Annotated in this window: 25 protein-coding genes and 5 tRNA genes; 13 read left to right on the plus strand and 17 right to left on the minus strand. The window is 31.9% G+C overall.

Translation table 11 applies throughout. The features are described 5' to 3' along the window. Positions 1-10 precede the first annotated feature (10 nt). From NZD85_RS08340 to NZD85_RS08350, 3 genes are all read right to left on the minus strand, one after another. Positions 11-81, minus strand: a tRNA-Cys gene (locus NZD85_RS08340). A 52-nt stretch (positions 82-133) separates the two neighbouring features. Beyond that, a complete protein-coding gene (folB, locus tag NZD85_RS08345) occupies positions 134-490 on the minus strand; it encodes a dihydroneopterin aldolase (RefSeq protein ID WP_260541405.1) in 357 nt (118 codons plus the stop codon). Between the two features lie 69 nt (positions 491-559). Beyond that, positions 560-1,162, minus strand: coding sequence for a superoxide dismutase (locus NZD85_RS08350; protein ID WP_260541407.1), 603 nt, complete (start codon positions 1,160-1,162; stop codon positions 560-562). Positions 1,163-1,296: 134 nt separating this feature from the next. Between NZD85_RS08350 and NZD85_RS08355 the strand changes: the two genes are divergently transcribed. Together NZD85_RS08355 and NZD85_RS08360 are read left to right on the plus strand one after the other, a co-directional pair. Then, positions 1,297-2,502, plus strand: coding sequence for a serine hydrolase domain-containing protein (locus NZD85_RS08355; protein ID WP_260541408.1), 1,206 nt, complete (start codon positions 1,297-1,299; stop codon positions 2,500-2,502). Continuing rightward, on the plus strand, positions 2,477-3,184 hold the full coding sequence (locus tag NZD85_RS08360) for a 3'-5' exonuclease (RefSeq protein ID WP_171622716.1): 708 nt from the start codon (positions 2,477-2,479) through the stop codon (positions 3,182-3,184). The genes NZD85_RS08355 and NZD85_RS08360 overlap by 26 nt, the downstream gene beginning before the upstream one ends. Before the next feature lie 52 nt (positions 3,185-3,236). Here NZD85_RS08360 and NZD85_RS08365 read toward each other — a convergent pair whose 3' ends face one another. Next, positions 3,237-4,658: a hemolysin family protein gene (locus NZD85_RS08365; RefSeq protein WP_260541409.1), complete on the minus strand. Its 1,422-nt coding sequence runs from the start codon at positions 4,656-4,658 to the stop codon at positions 3,237-3,239. 209 nt (positions 4,659-4,867) lie between these two features. On the opposite strand from NZD85_RS08365, the gene NZD85_RS08370 reads away from it, so the two are divergent. Continuing rightward, complete coding sequence (locus NZD85_RS08370) at positions 4,868-6,571, plus strand: ABC transporter ATP-binding protein (protein ID WP_260541410.1); 1,704 nt, start codon at positions 4,868-4,870, stop codon at positions 6,569-6,571. Positions 6,572-6,700: 129 nt separating this feature from the next. On the opposite strand, the gene NZD85_RS08375 is transcribed toward NZD85_RS08370, so the two are convergent. The 5 genes from NZD85_RS08375 to NZD85_RS08395 all read right to left on the minus strand — a co-directional run bounded on the left by NZD85_RS08375 (position 6,701) and on the right by NZD85_RS08395 (position 7,737). Further along, a tRNA-Glu gene (locus tag NZD85_RS08375) sits at positions 6,701-6,772 on the minus strand. Positions 6,773-6,869: 97 nt separating this feature from the next. Beyond that, positions 6,870-6,941 (minus strand) — tRNA-Glu (locus NZD85_RS08380). A 290-nt stretch (positions 6,942-7,231) separates the two neighbouring features. Beyond that, positions 7,232-7,303 (minus strand) — tRNA-Glu (locus tag NZD85_RS08385). A gap of 12 nt (positions 7,304-7,315) precedes the next feature. Beyond that, entirely contained in the window at positions 7,316-7,570 is a 255-nt protein-coding gene (rpsT, locus tag NZD85_RS08390; RefSeq protein ID WP_171622719.1) for a 30S ribosomal protein S20, read from the minus strand. Positions 7,571-7,665: 95 nt separating this feature from the next. After that, positions 7,666-7,737: transfer RNA gene (locus NZD85_RS08395), tRNA-Glu, on the minus strand. A 219-nt stretch (positions 7,738-7,956) separates the two neighbouring features. Between NZD85_RS08395 and NZD85_RS08400 the strand changes: the two genes are divergently transcribed. After that, complete coding sequence (locus NZD85_RS08400; RefSeq protein ID WP_260541412.1) at positions 7,957-8,589, plus strand: C40 family peptidase; 633 nt, start codon at positions 7,957-7,959, stop codon at positions 8,587-8,589. A gap of 78 nt (positions 8,590-8,667) precedes the next feature. Here NZD85_RS08400 and NZD85_RS08405 read toward each other — a convergent pair whose 3' ends face one another. From NZD85_RS08405 to NZD85_RS08435, 7 genes are all read right to left on the minus strand, one after another. Further along, positions 8,668-9,375 carry a rhomboid family intramembrane serine protease gene (locus NZD85_RS08405; RefSeq protein WP_171622721.1) on the minus strand — a complete coding sequence of 236 codons (708 nt, stop codon included), beginning with the start codon at positions 9,373-9,375 and terminating at the stop codon, positions 8,668-8,670. Beyond that, a complete protein-coding gene (locus NZD85_RS08410) occupies positions 9,375-11,948 on the minus strand; it encodes a DNA gyrase/topoisomerase IV subunit A (RefSeq protein WP_260541414.1) in 2,574 nt (857 codons plus the stop codon). Before NZD85_RS08410 ends, NZD85_RS08405 begins: the two co-directional genes overlap by 1 nt. A 4-nt stretch (positions 11,949-11,952) precedes the next feature. Then, complete coding sequence (locus NZD85_RS08415; RefSeq protein WP_260541415.1) at positions 11,953-12,459, minus strand: hypothetical protein; 507 nt, start codon at positions 12,457-12,459, stop codon at positions 11,953-11,955. Positions 12,460-12,511: 52 nt separating this feature from the next. Continuing rightward, the gene (locus NZD85_RS08420) at positions 12,512-14,362 is read right to left on the minus strand and encodes a DNA topoisomerase IV subunit B (protein ID WP_260541416.1); all 1,851 of its coding nucleotides are present in this window, start codon (positions 14,360-14,362) and stop codon (positions 12,512-12,514) included. A 267-nt stretch (positions 14,363-14,629) separates the two neighbouring features. After that, on the minus strand, positions 14,630-15,427 hold the full coding sequence (locus NZD85_RS08425; protein WP_171622725.1) for a T9SS-dependent choice-of-anchor J family protein: 798 nt from the start codon (positions 15,425-15,427) through the stop codon (positions 14,630-14,632). Between the two features lie 217 nt (positions 15,428-15,644). Then, complete coding sequence (ychF, locus tag NZD85_RS08430; RefSeq protein ID WP_171622726.1) at positions 15,645-16,736, minus strand: redox-regulated ATPase YchF; 1,092 nt, start codon at positions 16,734-16,736, stop codon at positions 15,645-15,647. 82 nt (positions 16,737-16,818) lie between these two features. After that, complete coding sequence (locus NZD85_RS08435; RefSeq protein WP_260541421.1) at positions 16,819-17,220, minus strand: hypothetical protein; 402 nt, start codon at positions 17,218-17,220, stop codon at positions 16,819-16,821. A gap of 61 nt (positions 17,221-17,281) precedes the next feature. Between NZD85_RS08435 and NZD85_RS08440 the strand changes: the two genes are divergently transcribed. Then, complete coding sequence (locus NZD85_RS08440; RefSeq protein ID WP_260541422.1) at positions 17,282-17,794, plus strand: thioredoxin family protein; 513 nt, start codon at positions 17,282-17,284, stop codon at positions 17,792-17,794. A 35-nt stretch (positions 17,795-17,829) separates the two neighbouring features. On the opposite strand, the gene NZD85_RS08445 is transcribed toward NZD85_RS08440, so the two are convergent. Next, on the minus strand, positions 17,830-18,525 hold the full coding sequence (locus NZD85_RS08445) for an ABC transporter ATP-binding protein (RefSeq protein ID WP_171622729.1): 696 nt from the start codon (positions 18,523-18,525) through the stop codon (positions 17,830-17,832). Positions 18,526-18,772: 247 nt separating this feature from the next. On the opposite strand from NZD85_RS08445, the gene NZD85_RS08450 reads away from it, so the two are divergent. The 8 genes from NZD85_RS08450 (at position 18,773) to NZD85_RS08485 (ending at position 26,584) form a co-directional block, all read left to right on the plus strand. Continuing rightward, positions 18,773-19,594 carry a prephenate dehydratase gene (locus tag NZD85_RS08450; RefSeq protein WP_225542407.1) on the plus strand — a complete coding sequence of 274 codons (822 nt, stop codon included), beginning with the start codon at positions 18,773-18,775 and terminating at the stop codon, positions 19,592-19,594. Then, entirely contained in the window at positions 19,591-20,733 is a 1,143-nt protein-coding gene (locus NZD85_RS08455) for a pyridoxal phosphate-dependent aminotransferase (RefSeq protein WP_260541423.1), read from the plus strand. Before NZD85_RS08450 ends, NZD85_RS08455 begins: the two co-directional genes overlap by 4 nt. Then, on the plus strand, positions 20,730-21,578 hold the full coding sequence (locus NZD85_RS08460; RefSeq protein ID WP_171622732.1) for a prephenate dehydrogenase: 849 nt from the start codon (positions 20,730-20,732) through the stop codon (positions 21,576-21,578). Before NZD85_RS08455 ends, NZD85_RS08460 begins: the two co-directional genes overlap by 4 nt. Positions 21,579-21,677: 99 nt before the next feature. Next, positions 21,678-22,757, plus strand: a complete 1,080-nt coding sequence (locus NZD85_RS08465) for a bifunctional 3-deoxy-7-phosphoheptulonate synthase/chorismate mutase type II (protein WP_225542410.1) — start codon at positions 21,678-21,680, stop codon at positions 22,755-22,757. A gap of 6 nt (positions 22,758-22,763) precedes the next feature. Beyond that, complete coding sequence (gene rsgA, locus NZD85_RS08470) at positions 22,764-23,684, plus strand: ribosome small subunit-dependent GTPase A (RefSeq protein WP_260541424.1); 921 nt, start codon at positions 22,764-22,766, stop codon at positions 23,682-23,684. Between the two features lie 110 nt (positions 23,685-23,794). Beyond that, positions 23,795-24,067, plus strand: coding sequence for a hypothetical protein (locus NZD85_RS08475; protein ID WP_260541425.1), 273 nt, complete (start codon positions 23,795-23,797; stop codon positions 24,065-24,067). A gap of 150 nt (positions 24,068-24,217) precedes the next feature. After that, positions 24,218-24,667: a D-aminoacyl-tRNA deacylase gene (gene dtd / locus NZD85_RS08480; RefSeq protein ID WP_260541426.1), complete on the plus strand. Its 450-nt coding sequence runs from the start codon at positions 24,218-24,220 to the stop codon at positions 24,665-24,667. A gap of 21 nt (positions 24,668-24,688) precedes the next feature. Next, entirely contained in the window at positions 24,689-26,584 is a 1,896-nt protein-coding gene (locus NZD85_RS08485; RefSeq protein WP_260541427.1) for a DUF3857 domain-containing protein, read from the plus strand. Positions 26,585-26,586: the final 2 nt, after the last annotated feature.

Below are 26,586 nucleotides of genomic sequence, written 5' to 3' on the forward strand. Positions count from 1 at the left end.
AAAGCTTTTGAGGTTCCTAGCGGATTCGAACCGCTGTGGACGGTTTTGCAGACCGCTACCTAGCCTCTCGGTCAAGGAACCATTCCCGTTCTTTTGGACTGCAAATATAGTAATATTTTCAGAAAAAAAAACTTTAATATGTTTTTTCTAAAATAATACTTACTTTTTCTACATGCCCACCAATAGGAGGATTCAGCTTAGACAATTTTACTTTAGCATAAGTCACATTCGTAAGTTCTTGACCTACACGATCTAATACTCTTTTACAAACATGTTCTAACAATTTAGATCGAACACCCACTTCTTCCTTTACAATTTTATTTAAGGATACATAATCCAAGGCATCAACTAACTCGTCCGAATCACATGCTTTTGTAAAATCGGCATGTGCTTCCAAATCAACCAAATAATCCGAACCAATTCTTGCTTCTTCTTCTAAACATCCGTGATTCGAATAAATTTTTATATTCTCTAAAATAATTATTCCCATTTTCCAAAGATAAAAAAAGACTTGCGTATTTCTACACAAGTCTTATATTGTTTAAAATTTTAAACCTTATTATTTAGCAGATGCAAATCTTTCTGCAACTTTATCCCAGTTAATTACATTGAAAAAAGCCTCGATATAATCAGGACGACGATTTTGGTAGTTTAAGTAATAAGCATGCTCCCAAACATCTAATCCTAAAATAGGGAATCCTTGTACATCAGCAACTGGCATCAAAGTAGAATCTTGATTTGGAGTTGATGTTACAACTAATTTACCATCTTTTACGATTAACCAAGCCCATCCAGAACCAAAGCGTGTTGCAGCAGCTTTAGCAAATTCATCTTTGAAAGCTTCGAAAGATCCAAAAGCAGCATTAATTGCTTCAGCAACTTCAGCAGTTGGTTGTTTCGCTCCACCTGGAGTTAAAATTTCCCAAAATAAATTGTGGTTGTAAAACCCACCACCATTGTTACGAACAGCTGGTTTATCTGTACCTTTAGCTAAGATTTCTTCGATTGTAGCATTTGCTAAATCAGTTCCTTCAATAGCGGCATTTAAGTTATTTGTGTACGCAGCATGGTGTTTATCATGGTGAATTTCCATTGTTTTTGCGTCAATATGAGGTTCTAATGCATCAAATGCATAAGGTAATTTTGCTAATTCAAAAGCCATAATATTTATTTTTTAGATTTATTTTCTCGTATAAAGATACATATTAACTCTACAAAAACGATTCCGAAGTGATAGAATTTTAACATTATTTAATAGTAAAAGCTTATTTTAGTAAAAGATTATAATTTTTTGAGATGAAAATACTTTGGAAAATAATAAAATGGTTCATTATAATCATTTGCGTATTAATTCTAACTCTTTATGCAACAGGGAATGATTACATTTTTCGTGGTGTAAAATTAACTTATATGAAAGGTGAAAAAACAGCTAATATAAATGACTACAAAGATTTTGACAATAATGTAATTTTGGCAGGTTCTCCGCGAGTTTGGCATCAACATTTGGATTATAATCAATTTCCTTTGTCAGTTAACTTTGAAAAAGAGATGAAAGATTTTGGTACAGCTGGATTTGTTATCATCAAAGATCATCAGATTCTGAGCGAATATTATTTTAACGGTTATGCACAAAATGATATTACCAATTCGTTTTCGATGGCAAAAACATTTACGACAATGATGTTAGGAAAAGCAATAGAGCAAGGTTACATCAAAAGCTTAGATCAAAAAATCACTGATTTTATTCCAGAATTTAAAGATGATCGATTTGGTTCGCAATGTACAATTGGCGATTTATCTGCTATGACATCAGGATATGATTGGGATGAAGATTATTATTTTCCTCTTAATCCTACTGCAAAAGCGTATTATGGAGATGATATTGTGAAACAAATGTTAGATCGAAAATTTGTTTCTCAACCTGGAAAACATTTTAAATACCAGTCGAGTGATACACAATTATTAGGAATCGTTATTGAACGTGCTATTGAAAATAAATCGTTATCGCAATATTTCCAAGACGAGTTTTGGCAACCTATGGGAATGGAAATGGATGCACAATGGTCCAAAGACAGTCCAAAGGGAATGGAAAAGACCTACTGTTGTTTCAATGCGACAACTCGCGATTTTGCAAAGCTTGGACAATTGTTACTGAATGATGGAAATTGGTATGGAAAACAGATCTTAGATTCTACATTTGTACAGAAAATGGTTTTACCAAACAAAAAAGCGTTCGAACCAAATGAACCAAAAATTTATGGTTATTCTGTTTGGATGGATTACGATTACAAGACACCTTTTTATGCAATGTTAGGACATTTGGGACAACGTGTCATTGTAATTCCGTCAGAAAAAATAGTAATTGCCCGAACAGGGAAAACACATAATGATCTTCCAAATAACCATCCAATAGCCGATGGTGATGTTTATCGATTAGTTGACGAAGCGATGCGTATTAATCAAAAAGTAAAAGAAAATGATCCAACGAATTCCTTACAGTAAAATATTATTTTTAGACATCGAAACGGTTCCACAAACAGATGATTGGAACCTTTTATCAGACAGAACAAAAGCGCTTTGGGAAAAGAAAACAGCTTATCAACGTAATAATAATGAAATTTCTCCAGAAGAATTTTACCATGAACGTGCAGGCATTTTGGCTGAATTTGGTAAAATTGTTTGTATTTCTGTAGGGATTGTTGTCAAAGATTCATTTATTCACATCAAAAGCTTCTATGGACACGACGAAAAGAAATTGTTAGAAGATTTTAATTCGATGTTAATTGAAAATTTTTTCAAACCAGATCATCTATTATGTGCACATAATGGAAAAGAATTTGATTTTCCTTACATCGCTCGCCGAATGATGATTAATCAAATTGAAATTCCTGCAATTCTACAATTATTTGGCAAAAAACCTTGGGAAGTTCAGCATTTAGATACCATGGAATTATGGAAATTTGGCGATTATAAAAATTATACATCGTTGGATTTATTAGCCAATGTATTCGAAATTCCTACGCCAAAAGATGATATAGATGGTTCGCAGGTCGCAAAGGTTTATTATGACGAAAATAATGTCGAACGCATTAAAGATTACTGTGAAAAAGATGTGGTGACCTTGATTAATGTTTTTCGAAAAATGAGATATGATATTCCGCTCTCGAGAAAAGAAGATATATAAAATAAAAAAATCCGCTCGTTGTTGAGCGGATTTTTCATTCATATTTTAAAGACTAATTTTCATCATCTTCAGCTGTGTCAGGTTCATCTCGGTAATTCTCGATGAATTCTTCTTTCACTTTTAATTGAATTTGTTCTACCGAATTTCGGTACATTTTAATAATTGTTCCTGTGTATTCTTCCAAATCAACCAAATCACCTTCGGACAATTCTTTGTCAGGATAACATTCAGAAATCAACCCAGCCAACGTATCATAATGTTCACTTTCTTCGAATTTAAAAGGAACTAAGCGATTAATATCACTAATTGCATTGTGAGCATTTACATTATAAATACCTTCCGAAACACGCGAAACAATAGGATCTTCGTTGTCATATTCATCCTGAATCTCACCAACTAATTCCTCTAAAATATCTTCCATCGAAACAATTCCTGCTACTTCACCAACTTCGTTAGTCACAACCGCAATTTGCATATGCTTTTTCTGAAATTGTTTCATTACATTTTTAATCAATGCATTTTCTGAAATAAAAATAGGTTCACGTAACAAACCTTCGATCTCCGTTTGGTTAGGATTTTCTAATAATTGTTTAATCAAATCTTTCGCGTAAATAATCCCTTTTATATTATCAAATTCTTCTTCATAAACAGGGTAACGAGAATATCCTTCATTAATCGCATAATCTAACGCTTCTTTTACAGAAGTATTGATATTAATTGCGGATACATTTTTACGTAATGTTTGAATATTCATGACACGACGATCATCAAAATCAAAAACATTTTGAATCAGATTTCGCTCTGATTCTTCGATTGCACCACCTTCGGTACTTTCGGTAATAATCATTTTTAATTCCTCTTCTGTATGTATTTCTCCTCCATGAATAGGGTGAATTCCAAATGCTCGAAGAATAATATTAGCCATACCATTCATCATTACAATAAGTGGTTTGAATACAAAATAAAACACTCTAAGTGACCAAGCAACAGCAAATGTTGTTTTTGTTGGATACTGAATTGCTAATGACTTTGGTGCTAATTCTCCAAAAACAATGTGCAAAATTGTCACAATAAAGAATGAAGCTGGAATAGCTGCATTTTGTGCAATCGTAGTCCAAGATGGAGAGGTTAAACCTAAAACTTCAAAAAGTTTTAAAATAATTGGTGTGATAGAACTTTCTCCAACCCAACCCAATCCTAAGGAAGCTAAAGTAATTCCTAATTGTGTTGCTGCAAGGTAAGAATCTAAATGTGTTACAATTCGCTTTGCAGCATTCGAAGTTCTTTCATTTATATCTTGATTGACTTCAATTTGTGACGAACGTACTTTTACAATTGCAAATTCTGCTGCAACGAAAAAACCATTTAATAAAACAAGGAAAATTGTAAGCAAAAGTTTTGCTACAGAAATTTCATCGGCGACATTGTGATTAGCGACTAAAAACAATGTCGAAATCTGGGAGTATGTATCCATTCTTCGAATTTAAGAAACTGACTTGTTATAAGTTTTTGTGAGCCAGTAAATCAATATGTCTAAATTAATAAAAAATATTATAAATCACAACGGTTTGATTCGTAGCAAAATTACAAAATAAATAAATACAAAATCTTAGAATTTATAGAGTGAAGAAAATCATTAAAAATCACTAAATTTCCACTTCATTTACCAAGCAACTATTTGCAATGCAAAATCAAAGTTTACATTATATCATTGAGGTTAAAAATTTATCAATTTCTTTTGGAGATAAACAAGTGCTGAACAACATTAATTTCAAAGTTGAACAAGGCGATACTTTAGGTATTGTGGGAGAATCTGGTTCGGGAAAGTCTTTGACATCTTTAGCAATCATGGGATTATTATCTCCAAATGCGACGATTCATCCAGAAAGTGAAATTCTTTTTCGTCAAGATGATAAAATGATTGATTTACTAAAACTTTCTCCCAAAGAATTAGAAGAAATTAGAGGTAATGAAATCGGAATGATTTTTCAAGAACCAATGACTTCACTTAATCCAAGTTTACGTTGTGGTGAACAAGTAGAAGAAGCCATTCGTTTGCATCAAAAATTAAACAAAGACGAAGCAAAAAAGAAAGTTTTACACCTTTTCGAACAAGTTAAATTACCAAATCCAGAACGTATTTATAAAGCGTATCCACACGAATTATCTGGTGGACAAAAGCAACGTGTGATGATTGCTATGGCAATTTCTTGCGAGCCTAAATTATTGATTGCCGATGAACCTACAACTGCTTTGGATGTAACAGTACAAAGAGCAACACTCGATTTATTGAAGGAATTACAATTAAAAAACAATATGAGCATGTTGTTTATATCACATGATTTGGGCGTAATTGCAAATGTTTGTGAAGAGGTTTTGGTCATGTTTCGAGGTCATGTTGTAGAACAAGGAAATGTAGAAACTATTTTTCATCATCCAAAAGAAAATTATACAAAAGGACTAATTGCTTGTCGACCTCGATTAGAAGAACGTGCAAAACGTTTACCAACTGTAAAAGATTTTCTTGATAACCCAGATTTTAAAACAGCAACCTATACAAAAGAAGAACGAACAAGTTTTCACGAAAAGATATATGCAAATCCACCTATCTTAGAAGTCAAGAATTTAAAAAAATATTTTTATCCATCTTCCTTATTTGGAGATTCAACAATACCGAGTGTAAAAGCTGTAGATGATATTTCATTTAAGGTTTATCCAGGTGAAACAATGGGATTAGTTGGTGAGTCTGGTTCTGGAAAAACAACGTTGAGTAGAACTGTTTTATTATTGGAAAAACCGACTGCAGGTGAAATATATTATAATGGAGTTGATATTACTAAACTTAAAAAAGAAGAGATTCGAAAATTAAGAAGAGAAATCCAGATTATTTTTCAAGATCCATATTCAAGTTTGAATCCACGACAAACGGTTGCACAAATTATTACTGAACCGATGCAAGTCCATAGAATTGGACAAAATAAAACGGAACGATTGCAAACGGCTTCTACACTTTTGAAAAAAGTAGGCTTAACAGCACAAGATTTGAATAAATACCCACATGAATTCTCGGGAGGTCAGCGTCAACGTATCGGAATTGCTCGTGCATTGGCTTTAAACCCAAAATTTATTATTTGTGATGAATCTGTTTCTGCTTTAGATGTCTCTGTGCAAGCACAAGTTTTAAATCTTCTAAATGATTTAAAAACGGAATTTAGATTTACTTATATCTTTATTTCACACGATTTGGCTGTTGTAAAATATATGAGTGATCAATTGTTGGTAATGCAACATGGTGAAATGAAAGAATTAGATGATGCGGATAAAGTATACGCACATCCTACAACGAACTACACAAAAGAGTTAATAGCTGCTATTCCAAAATTGTAATGATATAGATATAAAAGCAAAAAGCGTTTGAAGTCTATTTCTTCAAACGCTTTTTTATTGATTACAACGAACCAATATAAACTAAACTATTTCAAAATAAAAAAGCATTCAGTTTTGAATGCTTTTTTGTAGTCCCTAGGGGAATCGAACCCCTCTTTCTAGAATGAAAATCTAGTGTCCTAACCGATAGACGAAGGGACCTCCTTTCGTATTATTGTGGTGCAAAAATAAACGTTTATTTTTTAATACCAAACAATTTTCGAAATATTTTTTATTTTTTTTATTTAAGTCAAATTTGTAGTCCCTAGGGGAATCGAACCCCTCTTTCTAGAATGAAAATCTAGTGTCCTAACCGATAGACGAAGGGACCACTTAATATGAATTAAATAATTCGAATATTCTTTTTTTTTTGAATGAACTTCATTTTGTGTTGGGAGTTGTAGAAAAGTCGATGTATAATTCTAATAATTTGAACCAAGTTGAATTATACAGCGACATTTTCATTCCCGATTAATCATCTAAACAATATGATTAACCTTTACAAACAAAACACAAAAAACAATTTCCTTTACACAGTATTCTACTGGTTGTTTAATAAAAATCAACAACTATGAACAAGGAAAAAAAAGATTGCAATAATGCAATCCATCTATTAATTTGTAGTCCCTAGGGGAATCGAACCCCTCTTTCTAGAATGAAAATCTAGTGTCCTAACCGATAGACGAAGGGACCACTTTTATTTTATTAAGCTAATCCCGCAATATGTTTCGCTAACTTTGATTTTAAGTTTGAAGCTTTATTCTTATGAATAATGTTTCTTTTTGCTAACTTATCAATCATTGAAGAAACTTTTGGAAAAACAGTTTCTGCTTCATTTTTATCAGATTCAGTTCTTAACGCTTTAATAGCTGTACGAGCTGATTTATGATAATATTTATTACGATCGCGTCTTACCGCTGATTGTCTAATTCTTTTTAATGCTGACTTATGATTTGCCATAACTTAAATCTCTTTCTATTTTAGTTCGGCAAAGATATAAACAAATATTCTATCTCGCCAAATTAATTTAATAATTTTCTAAAACACTTTTAATGTAGCCCATAGGAGAATCGAACTCCTGTTTCCAGGATGAAAACCTGATGTCCTAACCACTAGACGAATGGGCCGCATGACGGCTTTACAACTTCTTGTGAAAAGCGAGTGCAAATTTAGAACTAATTTTTAAAGTTCCAAATTTAATTAAAAGTTTTTTTATTAAAATTTATGTTAAAAAAATGTTAAGGAAGTTAATATTTTGTCAAAATGTTGCTTGTATATAATGAGTTATAATTTTAACAATTACTTTAGCGATGCTATTAAAATTTATACAAACGAATACTCAATATATGAAAGCATCGATATTAGGTGTAGCTGCGGTGGTTTGCACGATGTTTATAACATCTTGTTCATCTTTAACCCCAGTTAACGAAGCTACAGAATATTCTTCGAGAAGTTTCATTCCGAAGCCAAGAGCGATTGAAACTCAAGCTAAAATAATCAACAAACATGCCAATCTGGATGTAACACCAATAGAAATTAACGATGACGCAAAATCTATGGTCGTGTTAAACAGTGTTTTAGAAGAAACAAACGAATTGTTTTCTGGATTTTTATTAAAAGAAGCTGAAACTTATATTGGTACTCCATACCGATACGGAGGCACAACAAGAAATGGTATTGATTGTTCTGCTTTTGTTAGAAATGTATTCGAAACTTTTAATAAAAATTTACCTCGTGTGTCAGCTGATCAAGCAAAAGAAGGTTTTACAGTTAGTACATCAGAAGCTAAAGAAGGAGACTTGGTTTTCTTTGCTACAAGAGGTCGTGGTAGAGTATCGCACGTTGGTATTGTACATGGACGTAATAAAGATGGAGTTTTAGAATTTATTCATTCTTCAACATCAAAAGGAGTTATTGTTTCTTCTTTAAATGACAGATACTGGGGTCCAAAATTCTTATATGTAAAAAGAGTATTATAATTAGATATAATCTATTTCATTATCATAAAAAAAGCTTCAAATTAAATTTTGAAGCTTTTTATTTTTATAATCATTTTTTTATTTCCGATGTTCTTTCAATATCATTATAAATAAAACGATTAGCGGAAGCATCATTCCTAAAATATAATAGGTATTAATTTGTAATATAGTTGGATAAAATAGAATAGCAGTAAGCATCCCTACAATTGCGCCTCCTAAATGTGCGGAATGTCCAATGTTACCTAAATTAGTTTTCATCCCGTAAACAGAATATCCTAAATATAGAATGGCAAAAATCCAAGCAGGAATAGGAAGTGCAAAAAATAATCGTAATTCCATTTCAGGAAAAGCTGCAATCGCAGCAAATAAAATTCCTGTTACTCCTCCCGAAGCTCCTACAGCTGAATAAAAGTTTTCTTTTTTATGAATCAATACCGACAAAAGGTTTCCCCCTATAACAGCTGCTAAAAAGACCAAAAGAAACATGCCGTAGCCTATATTTAATTTTGCATTCGAGAAATCTCCAAACAAAAATCCTTCTGGACTTGCAAAAAATGCAATCACAGGGTTTGCAAAAAAATACAAGGTTAACATATTAAACAACAAATGTGTAAAATCAACATGTAAAAACCCAGAACTTAAAATTCTATAATATTCTTTGTGATGCAGGATAGATCCTACCTGAAATTTATATTTATCAAAGAAAGCATGATCATTAAATCCTTTCCAACTTACCAATACATTTACGCCAATTACGGCTAATGCAACGAGTGAGATATCCCCCATTATTCTTTTATATTTTCTTCTTCATTTGTATTCTCCTCTATTGCATCAAACAATGTCGGCTGCTGCTCTTCTTCTGACTCTGATTCTTCCTCTTCTTCTGGTTCGTCGAATGGAAGTGGCTCCAAAATATTTATTTGTTTCAACTTAAACGTTGTTAACTGATTTCCTTGTGCTTTTATACCTTTAACCGTTATAAATTCTTCTAAATTAATCACTTCTGGTTCTTTTTCTACACCTTTCACTTTAGGAAAAATCAGTTCAATTACAGGTAAATAATCTGTCGAAATAACTTTAATTGACGATTTTCCATCTTCTAATGTATAGAAAATTTGAGGAGAAAACGTATCCTCTAATACAAAGCGTTTCACGAAATAACGTTCTTTCTCTGCATCGAAATACACACAAGAAATTGGTTTTGCAGGTTTCCATTTTTCGATAATTTCTAAATCCTCGTCAAAACGATTACTCAAATCAAATGAAACCAATTTCGCTTCACCTTTTTTATTAATCGTTAAAATTTTATCATCTCCTTTAAAAGAACCCAATAAAATGCCAATTCCATCGGCGTTTAAACGTTTTGTACCCGTGTCAAACCAAATTTCACGAGGGGCTAAAGTTGAAACTCCCTCCTCTTTTAATTCTATTTTTTTGATAGGGTATTTAGTAACCAAATTACCTTTTGAAGCACGACCTTTAATGGCTAAATCAGCAAAATCTATATCAAATTTCAATTTTTTGATGCGTTGATGCGTTTTCAGAATAATTGAAACGACTTCTGCTTCTCCATTTGGATTTGCTGAAAAATATAACACTTCTGAACCTTTATTTCCTGCTGTTAAATCATATTCTTTGTCGCGTGTAATTCCGGTTACAGCAAAACGTTTTTGATAAGCAGGGCCATTTTTACCATCGCGATAAATCAAATTATAAATGGTACGTTTATCATTTTTATGCCAAATTCCGATATGAATAATTCCTTTTCCAACAAATGTCTTTGTATCAACCTTAGTTACAATCATGGAGCCATCATTTTTGAAAACAACAATGTCATCAATGTCAGAACATTCGAATAAAAATTCATCTTTTTTCAATGAAGTTCCGATAAAACCTTCTGTTCTATCCACGTAAAATCGTGTATTTGCTACTGCAACTTTTGTTGCATCAATCGTATCAAATGTTCTAATTTCTGTTTTACGTTCTTTACCTTTTCCGTATTTTGTTTTTAGATTTTTGAAATAATCAATCGCATAATCAATTAAATTAGCTAAATGACGCTTTACATTTTCGATTTTATCTTCTAACGATTCAATAAATTGTTGGGCTTTATCTAAATCAAATTTCGAAATACGTTTGATTCGGATTTCAGTTAATCGGACAATATCTTCTTCTGTAACAGGGCGAACTAAGTGCGCAATATGTGGTTTTAACCCTTTATCAATCGCAGCAATTACTCCTTCCCATGTTTCTTCTTCTTCGATATCGTGGTAGATTCTATTCTCGATAAAAATTCGTTCCAAAGAAGAGAAATGCCATTGTTCTTGTAACTCATCTAACTCAATTTCCAATTCCTTTTTCAATAAGTCAACAGTATTGTTGGTGTTATGAATCAGAATTTCAGAAACGGTCAAAAATTCGGGAGTTTGTTCATTGATGACACACGCATTTGGCGAAATAGAAATTTCGCAATCAGTGAATGCATAAAGTGCATCAATTGTTTTATCGAGGCTACTTCCTGGAACGAGATGAATTAAAATTTCAACTTCTGCTGCGGTATTATCTTCGATTTTTTTAATCTTGATTTTCCCTTTGTCATTGGCTTTCAACACCGAGTCGATCATAGATCCTGTTGTTGTTCCAAAAGGAATTTCTGTGATTTTGAGCGTTGTTTTATCTTCTTGTAAAATTTTTGCACGAATCCGAACTTTACCTCCTCTTAATCCGTCATTATAATCAGAAACATCAATCAATCCTGAAGTTAAGAAATCTGGAAAAATTTGAAATTTCTTTCCTTTTAGATGTAAAATTGACGCATCAATTAATTCATTAAAATTATGAGGTAAAATCTTTGTTGATAGACCTACTGCAATTCCTTCTACTCCCTGTGCTAAAAGTAAAGGAAACTTGATTGGTAAATCGATTGGTTCTTTATTTCGACCATCATACGATGGTTGCCATTTTGTTGTTTTTGGATTATAGACAACTTCTAATGCAAATTTAGTTAATCGTGCTTCTATATAACGAGATGCAGCTGCACGGTCGCCAGTGTAGGTATTTCCCCAGTTTCCTTGCATGTCAATCAACAATTCTTTTTGACCAATTTGCACCATTGCATCACTAATCGCCATATCACCGTGTGGATGATATTTCATTGTATTTCCTACAATGTTCGCAACTTTGTTGTATCGTCCGTCTTCCAACTCACGCATTGAATGTAAAATTCTACGTTGAACTGGTTTCAATCCATCATAAATAGAGGGAATTGCTCGTTCTAAAATTACATAAGAAGCATAGTCAAGAAACCATTCTTGGTACATACCAGAAACTTTCTTGATGCTCTCTTGATTGTCTTGCATCATGTTAAATAGCTACTTCTACTTTTTTTTTAACTATAGAATTAGACGAAACAATTTTATCTAATTCTGTCAAAATAATATTAAGATTTCGATTAGATATGAATGCTAAACGAAATTTCACTTTTGTTAAATTGGTAGGATTCTTTTTACTATTGATATAAAAAACAAGTGTTTTAGAAAATAGTCCTTTCTGAAAATCGTACTTGATTAATTTATATTTTGGTAAATCGATTTTGTTTGGTTTTGAATTTAAGAAGGATAAAAATCCTACATTCTTTGTTTCAAATGTTATCGTTTCCCCTTTTGTGTCAATTGCAAAAAATTGATTTCCACTTTTACAACTCACATAAATCAGTAATGCGATAAAAACAGATACAATATAAGGTGGTATTATGTGATACTTGTGCGGTAAAATACCCGTATACATAATGATGTTTAGAATGATTAAAATAACGATTGTGATGTTAAGCATTCTGAAAAGCTGTATCACATTTATATTATTTTTTTTCATAAATATTATAATAGGTTATTAGGTAGATAGAAAGAATTTGATTTATATAATTTTAATTTTTTATAGCTTCTATTGCTAAATTGTTAATAATAAACTCTTGTCTTGTTGGTGTGTTTTTTCCCATGTAAAATTCTAAAAGACTATCAATCGTTTGATCTTTTCCAATCATTACAGGTTCTAAACGAATATCTTTTCCAATAAAATGTTTAAACTCATCTGGCGATATTTCACCTAATCCTTTGAATCGTGTGATTTCAGGATTTTTCACTTCTTCCAACGCTTTTATTCGTTCGGCTTCAGAATAACAATAACGTGTTTCTTTTTTATTTCTTACTCGAAAAAGAGGTGTTTGTAAAATATATAAATGCCCTTCTTTGATCAATTCTGGAAAAAACTGTAAGAAAAACGTAATAATCAACAAACGAATATGCATTCCATCGACATCGGCATCAGTTGCAATTACAACATTATTGTAGCGTAGATCTTCTAATCCTTCTTCTATGTTTAATGCAGCTTGTAACAAATTAAATTCTTCATTTTCGTACACAATTTTCTTTGTTAAACCATACGAATTTAACGGTTTTCCTCTCAAACTAAATACAGCTTGCGTTTCTACACTTCTACTTTTCGTGATTGATCCGCTGGCAGAATCTCCTTCGGTAATAAAAATCGTTGTATCTAAACGCAATTCAGCTTTTGGATCGTTATAATGTTGACGACAATCGCGCAATTTTTTGTTATGCAAACTTACTTTTTTAGCTCGATCACGTGCTAATTTTCGAATTCCGGAAAGTTCTTTTCGTTCGGTTTCCGATTGTTTTATCTTACGTTCAAGTGCTTGTGCAACTTCTGTATTTTTGTGTAAAAAGTTATCAAGATTTGTTTTGATAAAATCATTTACAAACGTACGAACTGTTGTCATTCCTGGTCCAATTTCATTCGAACCAAGTTTTGTTTTCGTTTGAGATTCAAAAACAGGTTCAATGACTTTAATCGAAATTGCTCCAATAATCGATTTTCTGATATCCGCAGGATCATAATTTTTATTGTAAAATTCGCGTACTGTTTTTACAATTGCTTCTTTAAAAGCTGTTAAATGTGTTCCTCCTTGCGTTGTGTTTTGTCCATTTACGAAAGAATAATAGGTTTCTGAATAAGATTTTGAGCTATGCGTCATCGCTAATTCTATATCATCTCCTTTCAGATGAATAATCTCGTAGATTGTTTCTTCTTCAATATTATCTTTCAATAAATCTTTCAATCCATCTTTCGAAAAGAATTCTTCTCCATTAAAAATAATTTTCAATCCAGGATTTAAATAGACATAGTTTCTCAACATTTTATCTACATATTCCTTTCTGAATTTAAAATTCAGGAAAATTGATTTATCTGGAACAAACGTAATTTTGGTACCTTTTCTTAAAGAGGTTTCTTTCTCATCTTCTTGAGATTTCAGAATTCCTTTCTCAAATTCTGCTACACGCGTTTTTCCATCACGAATAGATTGAACACGAAATGATGTCGACAAAGCATTTACCGCTTTTGTACCAACACCATTTAAACCAACCGATTTCTTGAAGGCCTGTGAATCGTATTTACCTCCTGTATTCATCTTAGAAACAGCATCAACCATTTTTCCAAGAGGAATTCCACGACCATAATCACGAATTGTTACTTCATCTTCGCGCAGATTAATCTCGATAGTTTTCCCTGCTCCCATCACAAATTCGTCGATACAGTTATCTACAATCTCTTTCAACAATATATAAATCCCATCATCTTGAGACGAACCATCTCCCAGCTTCCCAATATACATACCAGGTCGCATACGAATATGTTCGCGCCAATCAAGAGTTTTGATATTGTCTTCCGTATAATTTACTTGTTGATCTATTTCTGACATTTGAGTTGTTGAGTGTTAAAACGAGTTTTACAAAAATAAGAAAAAAAATCTTAATATTTTGAAGGTTCATTGATTTGATTTTGAGTGAAATCAACCTATTTTGGAAAATGATTAAATCAAAGTTGCCTCATGCTTCTTCTCTTATTTTTTGTTGAATCAATTGACAAATGAACATCAAGCGATAAATTTAAGACAAAGATTTCATGATAATGATTTTGTTTTCTTAAACAAAAAAAAACGAGTTGCAATTACACAACTCGTTTACTTTTATTTTTTTATAATTTTTCTCGAAATAACGCTATCTTCCGTATAGAAATTAACAATGTAAACTCCTTTTGGCAAGGTTGAAATATTAGCTTCTGACTTCTGAACTTCTAACATTTGTTTTCCTGTAACATCAAATATTTTAACTCTTTTCACCTCTTTTATTCCTGCTATTTTTACGAATCCATTATCTTGGAATACTGTAATTGTAGATTGATTAACATCTGAAACAGCTAATTTTTCTTGTACAACTTTAACATCATCCAATCCTATATATAAAATATCAGAACAATCGTAATGTCTAAAAACCAATTGCACATCTTGACCAGCATAATCAGAAATATCCACATTTACTGTTTTGGCAACATCGAAATAACCACCGTCTAAGGTTTCTTCATAAACAGGCGTCTCAGTACCTACAAAAGTTGTATTTGCAGGAATTACATAAACAGCATAATGTTCTTCAAAATAACCTTCTTCGTTATCTGCAGCTGAAACTTTAAATGTCAATTCGGTTTTATTACCTTCAGGAATTGTGAATATAGGACTTGTTAAAGTATTGTCTGGCGTAAAAACTTGAAAAAACCAAGAAAAAGACCAAGCGAAAGACCCCGTAAACGAAGGCGCTTCTGCTTCTGCTGCTTCTACAAATTGCCAAGTATCTTTATCTCCATCCAAATCACCTATTGTCCATAAAGCTTGTTTTTCTGGTGTATCAAAATTTTCTTCGAAAATTGTAGTCTGAGCATTAATTTGAGAAGCAAACAATACACCTCCTAATAAAAGTAAATTTTTAATCATATCTTATTCGTGTTAATAAATTAGATGGTAATATAATTAAATTCACTCTTCATTTGATTAAACATCCTGAAAAATTTCACATAAATCTACATTTTCACCATAAAACAAATACTTTATTGAATATTATTTACTTCTTTTTAAGATTTAACTAAATTAATCGTACAAAAAAAAGCTCAATCTTTCGATTGAGCTTTCTATATTTCGTTTCAATATATGCTTAAACATTAAATAAGAAATGCATAATATCACCGTCTTGTACGATATATGCTTTACCTTCTACGTTTAATTTTCCTGCTTCACGACATTTTGCTTCAGAACCGTAAGTCAAGAAATCTTCAAATTTGATTACTTCTGCACGAATAAATCCTTTTTCAAAATCGGTGTGAATAACTCCAGCAGCTTGTGGTCCTGTAGATCCTTTTTTAATTGTCCATGCACGAACTTCTTTTACACCAGCTGTAAAATAAGTTTCTAAGTTTAGTAAAGAATAAGCAGAGCGAATCAAACGATTAACACCAGGCTCCTCTAATCCTAATTCTTCTAAGAAAATTTGACGCTCGTCGTATGTTTCTAACTCGTTGATATCCGCTTCAATTTGAGCTGCTAAAACCAATACTTCTGCATGTTCGTCTTTTACCGCTTCTTTTACTTTCGCAACAAATTCGTTTCCATCTTTTGCTGCAGATTCGTCAACATTACACAAGTACAAAACTGGTTTCGCTGTAATTAATTGCAAAGAATCAATAATTTCTTGTTCTTTTTCATCTAATTCCATTTCACGAACATTTTTTAACTCTTCTAAATGAGCAATAACAGCAGTCAAAACTTCTACTATTTTTTGTTCTTCTTTGTTACCAGCTTTAGCCGCTTTTTTAGACTTATCGATTCGTTTTACAACCGTATCTAAATCCTTTAATTGCAATTCTAAATCAATTGTTTCTTTATCACGAATAGGATCGATAGATCCGTCAACGTGCGTAATGTTTTCGTTTTCGAAACAACGTAAAACGTGAATAATAGCATTACACTCACGAATATTTCCTAAAAATTGATTTCCTAAACCTTCTCCTTTACTTGCTCCTTTTACCAAACCAGCAATGTCCACTATTTCTACAACTGCAGGTACAACGCGTTCTGGGTTTACAATTTCTTCTAATTGATTTAGACGTGTATCTGGTACAGAAACCGTTCCTACATTAGGTTCAATTGTACAGAAAGGATAATTCGCCGATTGTGCTTTTGCATTCGACAAACAGTTAAATAAAGTAGATTTACCAACATTAGGCAATCCAACAATTCCACATTTCATATATGTTGTCTCTTTTTTTAATGATTGATTATTAGATCGATGTTCTAATAATTTTGTGCAAAGATAATGATTTCCATTAAATTTATTGAACCGAAGAAACTCTGTTCAATTTTATATTTAAGACATTACCAGAATATGATTTCATTTCGCCCAACAAGCAATCGCATGTAGTATCATAATTCAAATCATAATAATTAGATGTTTTATCAAGATTGATCTTTCTGAATTTGAGTTGAGGAAAATTAAAAACAATAGAATCTGTCACATCTTTTTCATAACCGTCCTGAAAATCAAATTCAATTTTCAGTTTTGATTTAATTTTAGAAACATCCATGATTGCATTACTTTTTGACAATGGAACTTCTACCACTTTCGATTTATAATCCAAAAAGTCTTGTTGCCATTTTCCTTCTATTGTTTTTATGTTATTCGTAGCACAACTTGTCAGTAAAATCAAGAAAATAAATCCTAAATAATGTTTCATAAGTGTTAATTTTAATTGAAAATACAATTATTTTTTTACATTTACTTAAATACTTATTACAATGAAATTAAACGTTTTAATTATTGGTTTTGTAATCGCCTTAAGTAGTATTGTAAATGCACAAACAGCAACAGAAATATTAACTAAAGCTCAAAATCAAGCAAAAGTTGAAAATAAAAATGTCTTTTTAATTTTTCATGCTTCTTGGTGTGGTTGGTGTAAAAAGATGGAAAAAAACATGGACGATCCTCTTGTAAAATCTTATTTTGATGCGAATTATGTCAAGACTTTTATGACAGTACAAGAACGAGCAGAAAAGAAAAATTTAGAAACGCCCGGTGGAGATGCTGTTAATGAGAAATTAAGAGGAAAAGATCAAGGTTTACCTTTTTGGGTAATTTTAGATTCGACAGGAAAAGTCTTAGAAGATTCTCGTGTGAATGGTGAAAATATCGGTGGTCCAGCTTCAGAGGAAGAAGTAAATCAATTAATCACTAAACTTGAAACAACATCTAAAAACGAAAAAGTTAATCCCGAAAAAATAAAAGAAGTTTTTATCTTGAAAAAGAAATAATTCATAAATAAAATCCGCTCAATGAGCGGATTTTATTATTGTGTCAAAACATGAAAAGCTTCTTCCAAGTTTTTATATTGTCCTTTAAATTCTTCAATAGATTGATCTGCGATAATTTTACCTTTATTCAATAGAATTACACGTGAACAAAGCGCTTCTACTTCTTGCATAATATGCGTCGATAAAATCACTGTTTTTTCTTTTCCAATTTCACGAATAACTTCTCTTATTTCTATAATTTGATTTGGATCCAAACCATTTGTAGGCTCATCTAAAATTAATATTTCTGGACTCGAAATAATCGCTTGAGCCAATCCGACACGTTGTTTATAACCTTTTGATAACTGATGAATTTTCTTGTGTTTTTCGGGAGATAACCCTACTTTTTCAATTACTTCATCTATTTTTGATTTTGGTACTTTTCTTATGTTTGTGACAAATTCTAAATATTCTTTCACGTACATATCCATATACAGCGGATTATTTTCTTGTAAAAACCCAATCAATTTCTTTGATTCTATTGGTTGAGTCGAAACATTCAAGTCATTCACAGAAATTTCTCCAGCATCTGTATTAATTGCATTGGTAATACTTTTCATCAAGGTAGATTTTCCTGCTCCATTTGGTCCTAATAAACCAACAACTTCTCCATTGTTTATAGAAAATGAAACATTGTCTAAAGCTAATTGTTCGCCGTATTTTTTTACTAAATCTTTAATGATTATTCCCATTTGATGAAAAAATTTCGATAAAATTAGTGAAAAAGATTTGGATATATAAAATTTTATCTTTTAGATTTGTAACTGTAAAAATAAAAAAGTCAAGAATGACATCATTCAATTATTTTAACGCATTTTTCTTTTACTTTTTTGGATATTATCCAGGAGAGCAGGGACTGCGTTGTCGTAATTGATTGTAACATCAACATAAGATAATTTAAAGTCCCGCATTTTGTGGGACTTTTTTTGTGGAAAAAAAATGAAAACAAGAGTTGCAATACAAGGTTATATTGGTTCGTATCATCATGAAGCTGCCAATAATTATTTAGGAAATGACATCGAAATTGTAGAATGTGATACATTCAAAACCTTGGCAAAATCGCTTGCAAAAGGAAAGGTTGACAAAGCAGTAATGGCAATTGAAAACACAATCGCCGGAGCAATTTTACCAAACTATGCATTGCTTACAAAATACAATTTAAAAGTTGTTGGCGAGATTTATTTATCCATTCAACATCAACTAATGGTCAAAAAAGGACAAATTTTAGAAGACGTAAAAGAAGTTCGTTCGCATCAAATGGCCTTATTACAATGTGATAAGTTTCTTGAAAAACATCCAACTTGGCGCGTTGTAAATGATATTGATACCGCATTAACAGCCAAAGATATTGTAGAACAAGATTTAAATGATGTTGCGGCGATAGCCTCTCGAAAGGCAGCAGAAGTTTATGGATTAGACATTTTAGCTTCGAGCATTCAAACGTTTCAAGATAATTTTACTCGTTTTTTTGTATTGCAACGCGAGCACAATGATTACGAAGATTTCAACAAAGTTTCGATGCGATTTTCAGTTCCACACAAAGCTGGTGCTTTGGTAGATGTACTGAATCAAATTGCGGAATGTGGAATTAATATGGATAAAATACAATCTGTTCCAATTATCGAAAAACCTTGGGAATATTCTTTTCACATCGACATTACGTTCGATCAAAAAGAAAAATATTATGAGTTACTTGGTAAAATTGCACGAAAATTAACGGATTTAGAAATATTAGGCGAATATAAACTGGGAAAAAAATGATAGCAGAAGCCCAACGATTAGAAAGTGTTCAGGAATACTATTTCTCGAAAAAATTACAAGAAATAGCGAACATGAAAACCGACATACCAATCATTTCATTAGGAATTGGAAGTCCAGATTTACAACCTCATCCAGATGTGATTGCAGCATTAATCAAAAATTCTCAAAGCGGAATTAATGGTTATCAAAGTTATCGAGGTATTCCAGAAATGAGAGAGGCAATGGCTAATTTTTACAAAAATAAGTTTCATGTAACAGCTAATCCTACAACTGAAATTTTACCGCTGATGGGTTCAAAAGAAGGAATTATGCATATTTCGATGGCTTTTCTGAATGAAGGCGATAAAGTTTTGATACCAAATCCTGGTTACCCAACGTATTCTTCGGTAACTGAATTAGTACAAGCAGAACCCTTGTTCTACGATTTGAAAGATGAAAATAATTGGCTGCCAGATTTTGAACAATTAGAAAAATTAGCTGAACAAAAACCCAAAATCATGTGGTTAAATTACCCACATATGCCTACAGGAGCTAAAGCTTCGAAAGATGTTCTAAGAAAAATAGTGGAATTTGCTACTCGTCACAATATTTTAATCGTCAATGATAATCCGTATAGTTTTATTCTGAACGATGAACCAACAAGTATATTAGCAATTGATGGCGCAAAAGAGGTTTGTATTGAACTGAATTCCTTAAGTAAAACCTTTAATATTGCGGGGTGGCGTGTAGGAATGGTAATCGGAAAAGAAGCTTTTATTAACGCTATATTAAAAGTGAAATCTAACATGGATTCGGGAATGAATTTTGCTATACAAAAAGCCGCTACAAAAGCACTTTTAGTCGATGATTCTTGGTACGATGAGTTGACAAAAGTATACGCAGAACGAAGAAAAGTGATTTGGGAAATTGCAGATATTCTAAATGTAAACTATAACCCAGATGCTGCAGGAATGTTTATTTGGGCAAAGCTTCCAGATGGAAAAGATGATAAAGAATTTATTGACCAAATTCTTCACGACAAGAAAGTGTTTATAACACCAGGAAGTATTTTCGGAAGCAATGGTGAAGGTTTTATTCGATTCTCACTATGTGCACCATTAGAGAAGTTGATTGAAGTTAAGAAAAGAGTCGAAGCATGAAAACAATTTCAGTAATCGGTTTAGGATTAATCGGAGGTTCGTTTGCTTTAGCGTTAAAAAAAGTTGGTTTTGCCGAAAAAATTATTGGAGTAGATCAAAATGTAACGCATCAAATTGAAGCGTTAGAATTAGGTATTGTCGATGAAATTGCACCATTAAATGAAGCACTTTCTCAATCAGATTTAGTCGTTATTGCAGTTCCAATTAATTCGATTCAGAAAGTATTACCAGAGATTTTGGATCAAATTAATGATAAAACAATTGTGATGGATATGGGATCAACAAAAGCTGGAATTTGTAAAAAGGTTTTGAATCATCCCAAAAGAAAACAGTTTGTTGCTACACATCCAATTGCTGGAACTGAAAATTCAGGACCAAAAGCAGCTTTTCCAGAACTTTTCTTAAACAAAGTCGCAATTTTATGTGATGTTGAAAAAAGTGAAAAAGAAGCTGTTAAAAAAGTGAAAAAGATTTATCAATCGCTTTGGATGAATGTCAAAACGATGACATCTGATGCGCATGATGCACATATTGCTTATGTTTCTCATCTTTCACATATTACATCGTTTGCCTTGGGACAAACTGTTTTAGAAGAAGAAAAAAACGAAGAAGCAATTTTTGACATGGCAGGTTCTGGGTTTGAATCTACTGTTCGTTTAGCAAAAAGTTCACCTGATATGTGGACACCTATTTTGATTCAGAACCGAGAAAATTTACTCAATGCGATTGATGCTTATCAAACCCAAATTTCTAAAATCAGAAAAATGATTGAAGAAAAAGAAGCTACTGATATTCATCAATATTTAAAAAATACGAACGACATACGTCGAATCTTAAATAAATAAAATAATAGCTGTCTTTCTGAGCTTGGCGAAGAATCACAAAAAAGAATAAATAATTTACACTCAAACAAGTAAATATTAAACCTTAAATTTGTAAACATTATGGAAAATAATAATTGGATAAAAGAATACGATAAACCAATGATCATCGCTGGACCTTGTAGTGCAGAAAGTGAAAAACAAATGATGACAATCGCCGAAGATTTGGACAAAGATTATGTACAAGTTTTTCGTGCTGGAATTTGGAAGCCTCGTACTAAACCAAATTGTTTCGAAGGAGTTGGTGCAATCGGATTAAACTGGTTGAAAAAAGTAAAAGACGAATTCGGAATGAAAATCGCAACTGAAATTGCCAACGCAAATCACGCAAAATTAGCATTAGAATATGATGTTGATGTATTGTGGATTGGTGCACGTTCTACTGTAAACCCGTTTACAGTTCAGGAAATAGCAGAAGCTTTACGCGATACAGACAAAACTGTTTTGGTGAAAAATCCTGTTAATCCAGATTTAGATTTATGGATTGGAGCTTTAGAACGTTTAGAGGGTCAAGGAATCAAAAACTTAGGTGCCATTCACCGTGGTTTCTCTACGTATAAAAAGACAAAATACCGTAACAATCCACAATGGCAAATAGCGTTAGATTTCAAAAATAAATTACCTAATGTTCCAATTATATGTGATCCATCTCATATTTGTGGAAATAGAACAGGTTTATTTGATGTTGCTCAACAAGCCTTCAATTTCGAGTACAACGGATTAATGATTGAAACACATAATAATCCTGATGAAGCTTGGTCGGATGCTGCACAACAAATTACGCCAGCTCGTTTATTAGAAATCTTGAAAGATTTAGAAATTCGCCAATCTGATGATCCAGATGCAATTTACAAAACTGGAATTGAAAACTTACGTCATCAAATTGATGAATTAGATAACTCTATTTTAGATACTATTGCACAACGTATGAGAGTTGCAAATTCTATTGGAGAATTGAAAAAAGAACATAATGTGGCTGTTTTTCAACCAGATCGTTGGAAACAAATTAAAGATAATTCGGTAAAAGCTGGAGTTTCTTTAGGTTTATCGGAGGATTTTGTTGATAAATTATTACAAGCAATACATCAAGAGTCTGTTGCACAACAGAACCAGATTATGGTTAAAAAAGAAGAAAAAATATAAACAATATTGAAAGGAATTGTCATAAAATCTACTGGTAGCTGGTATCATCTTCTTACGGAAGATGGTACAACTTATCAGGCAAGAATTAGAGGAAAATTTAGAATAGCAAATATCAAACACACTAACCCAATTGCGGTTGGTGATGAGGTTGATTTTGAAATTGATAAAGATGATATTGCGGTTATTACAAAAATATATGACCGTAAGAATTACATCATTCGAAAATCGGTCAACCTTTCCAAAAAAACACACATTATTGCTTCTAATATTGATGTCGCTTTTTTGGTTGTAACGCTTACTAATCCCAAAACTTCGTTTGGTTTTATTGACCGATTCTTGATTACTGCCGAAGCTTATCATATTCCTGTTGTCATTCTATTCAATAAAATGGATACGTACACAGCAGATGAAATCGCTGAACTAGAAATTTACAAATCAATATACAATACAATTGGTTACGAAAGCATTGATATTTCTGCCGAAACAGGTTTAAATTTAGATAAAGTAAAAGCGTTAATGAAAGATAAAGTAAGTTTAGTTTCAGGACATTCTGGAGTTGGAAAATCTACATTATTAAATACATTAAATCCCGATTTAAATTTAAAAACGCACGAAGTATCTGATTTTAATAGCAAAGGACAGCATACCACAACTTTTGCCCAAATGTACGAATGGCCTTTTGGTGGTTTCATTATCGATACTCCTGGAATCAAAGAATTTGGTTTAGTACACATTGATAAATCTGAATTGCAAGGTTACTTTCCTGAAATTTTAACGTTGAAATACAATTGTAAGTTTGATAATTGTATTCATGTTAACGAACCAAAATGTGCTGTTCGAGATGCCGTTGAAAATGATGAAATAGCTATTTCACGTTACGAAAATTACCTCACTTTTTTAGAAGAAGATATTTACACTGGTAAATAAAATAGCATAAATAATCCATTTCTACAGAAATGGATTATTTTTTTTTCAAATTACGGTTTCACGTAAAAAAAGACCATTCACACCGTTTATTTTTGCTAAAATTATTTTGAATGAGCAATTTATCTGTGCAGATAGCATTGGATTTTGTTGAATGCACAAAAGAACAAAAAGAAATATTTTTGAAACATTTGGAAGTTTTAAAATGGCAGCCAATTAATCCAAATAAATTATGGATTGCTGAGTTCGAAAATAGTGAAAACAATCAAAGTCGATTAGATAGTATTGAGCGAGAATTAATCTTAGCAAAAGAAATCTCTAATCTGTATGAATTAGATTATGCAATAATTATTGAAAATGAAATTTATTTTAATCAATTAAATTAACCATAATAAACATAAAGCGATTGCTTTCCAAACTAAAATTACGACAAAGCGTTAAAACTCATTTAAAATATGTGTTTTTAACGCTTTTTTATTTGTTAACTTTTTCTTAAATTTCTAAAGTTTTTTTATTAAATACAAGACACCTTATTTATGCGAATGATTTTACAGCGTGTACAACATGCTTCTGTAATGGTTGAAGGAGAAATAACTGGAAAAATAAACAACGGAATTTTGGCTTTGGTAGGTTTTGAGCCTGAGGATACAAAAGAAGATTTTGAATGGATTTCAAAAAAAATGATTCAATTAAGAATTTTTAACGATGAAAACGAGGTAATGAATTTAGACGTGCAACAAACAAAAGGTGACATTTTGATCGTTTCCCAGTTCACGTTACATGCTTCAACAAAAAAAGGAAACCGTCCTTCTTACATAAAAGCATCAAAACCAGATTTAGCTCAAGAGCAATATCACTCTTTTTTGGAGGTTTTAGAGACCAATTACAAGCCTGTACAAAAAGGAATTTTCGGTGCCGATATGAAAGTTGAATTACTCAACGATGGTCCAGTAACCATTTTTATCGATTCGAAAAATAAAGAATAATTAATATAACACTATTATTGAATGAATAAAACTCTACTTTTTACAACTTTATTTATCAGTTCTTTTTGCTTTTCGCAAAATTATGCAGTCGATCAAATTCCAGCCGATTTGTTAAAAGATGCCTATGCTGTTGTCCGAAAGGAGGATGAAAAAATTGATCTTTTAAAAATTGATGAACTCAAACACACAAAAGAAGTTGTGGTTACAGTTTTGAATAAAGCTGGAGATAGCTATGTAAGAGCACAAGCACATTACAATCCGAATATCAAAATTGATGCATTAGAAGCTGTGTTGTTTGATGCGAATGGCAAGGAAATTAAAAAATTTAAATCCAAAGATTTTAGTGATCAAAGTTTTGTGAGTAGTGGTCAAATGTACACGGATGATCGTATCAAATACCTTAATTTCACGCCTACTCAATATCCTTATACGATACATTATAAAATTTCGATTACGAGTAAAAATACGATTGGTATCCCAAAATGGTTTCCTGTAAAAGCTCCAAATTTATCCATCGAAAAATCATCTTATTCTTTCACGAATAAAACAAATTCTGTTATCCGAATTAAGGAAAATAATTTTGTCGGATTTAACATTCAAAAAGAAGGTGATACGAATAATCTAAACTATAGATTTAATCATATTCCAGCTTTTAACGAAGAAGATAAAATGTTGAGCATCAGAAATATTTTTCCAAATGCTGTTTTAGCTTCGAATCAAATTAATATCGATGGAGTTAAAGGTACATTTGATAATTGGAATGATTACGGAAAATGGACCTACGATTATTTAGTGGGAGGTAAACAAGATTTTACAACAGCTCAAAAATCATTTTTCCAACAGCTTGTAAAAGATGCAAAATCAGAAAAAGAGAAAGTCCAGATTTTGTACAAACATCTCCAAAACAAAGTCCGTTATATTGGTGTACAATTAGGTATCGGTGGACTGTCGCCATTTCCCGCTTCTTATGTAGAAAGTAAAAGTTATGGCGATTGTAAAGCGTTGACAAATTACACGATGTCGATGTTAGATGCTGTTGGCATCAAATCTTATTATACCGAAGTACACTCAGGATCACCTGCACAAGATATGACTGAGGATATGATGTATTTACAAGGTGATCATGTTATCTTGTATGTACCATTAAAAGACGAAGATATATGGTTAGAAACAACTAGTCAAACTTCAGCATTTAATTATTTAGGTGATTTTACAGCGAACAGAAAAGTATTTATTTTAGATGAAAAAGGTGGAAAAATAATTCCTTCTCAAAGTTTCAAACCAGAAGACAATCAATTAATCGTAACTGGTAATGCTACAATCTCTGTTGATGGAACACTGAATTTTCAATTTAAAGAAACGTCAAAAGGATTGATTTATGAAAATTTAGCAAGATACAATCAACTTAGTGAAAAGGATCTTGATATTCGTCTAAAAAACAGATTTTCATCTTTACAAGGAATTCATTTTAAGCAAAAAGAGTTTGAAAACGATTGGGAAAATGCAGTTTTTACATCCAATTTTGATTTTTCAGTTCCTAATTACGCTAAAATTCAGGGAAACAATATCATCATTAATATGATTCCTGTAAATCGTGAAGAAACCTCTTTGAAAAAGGCAAAAGACAGAAAGTTTGATTTTAAAATTGAATCTGGATATGTTGACGAAGTAATCTATTCGCTTGCATTACCTGCTGGTTATAGATTGCCTCAAAAATTTGATTCAATTTCTGTGAAATCGGTTTTTGGTGAATATCATTTAGAAATCAATCCAAAAGAAAATGCCACAATCGAGGTTAAACGTATTTACAAACAATTGCCTGGAAAATTTACCAAAGAAAAGTTCAATGAATATGTAGAATTTCGCCGACAAATAGCAGGATATGACAACACAAAATTACTTTTAGAAAAACTATAACA

Source organism: Empedobacter stercoris (assembly GCF_025244765.1).
GTDB lineage: Bacteria > Bacteroidota > Bacteroidia > Flavobacteriales > Weeksellaceae > Empedobacter > Empedobacter stercoris.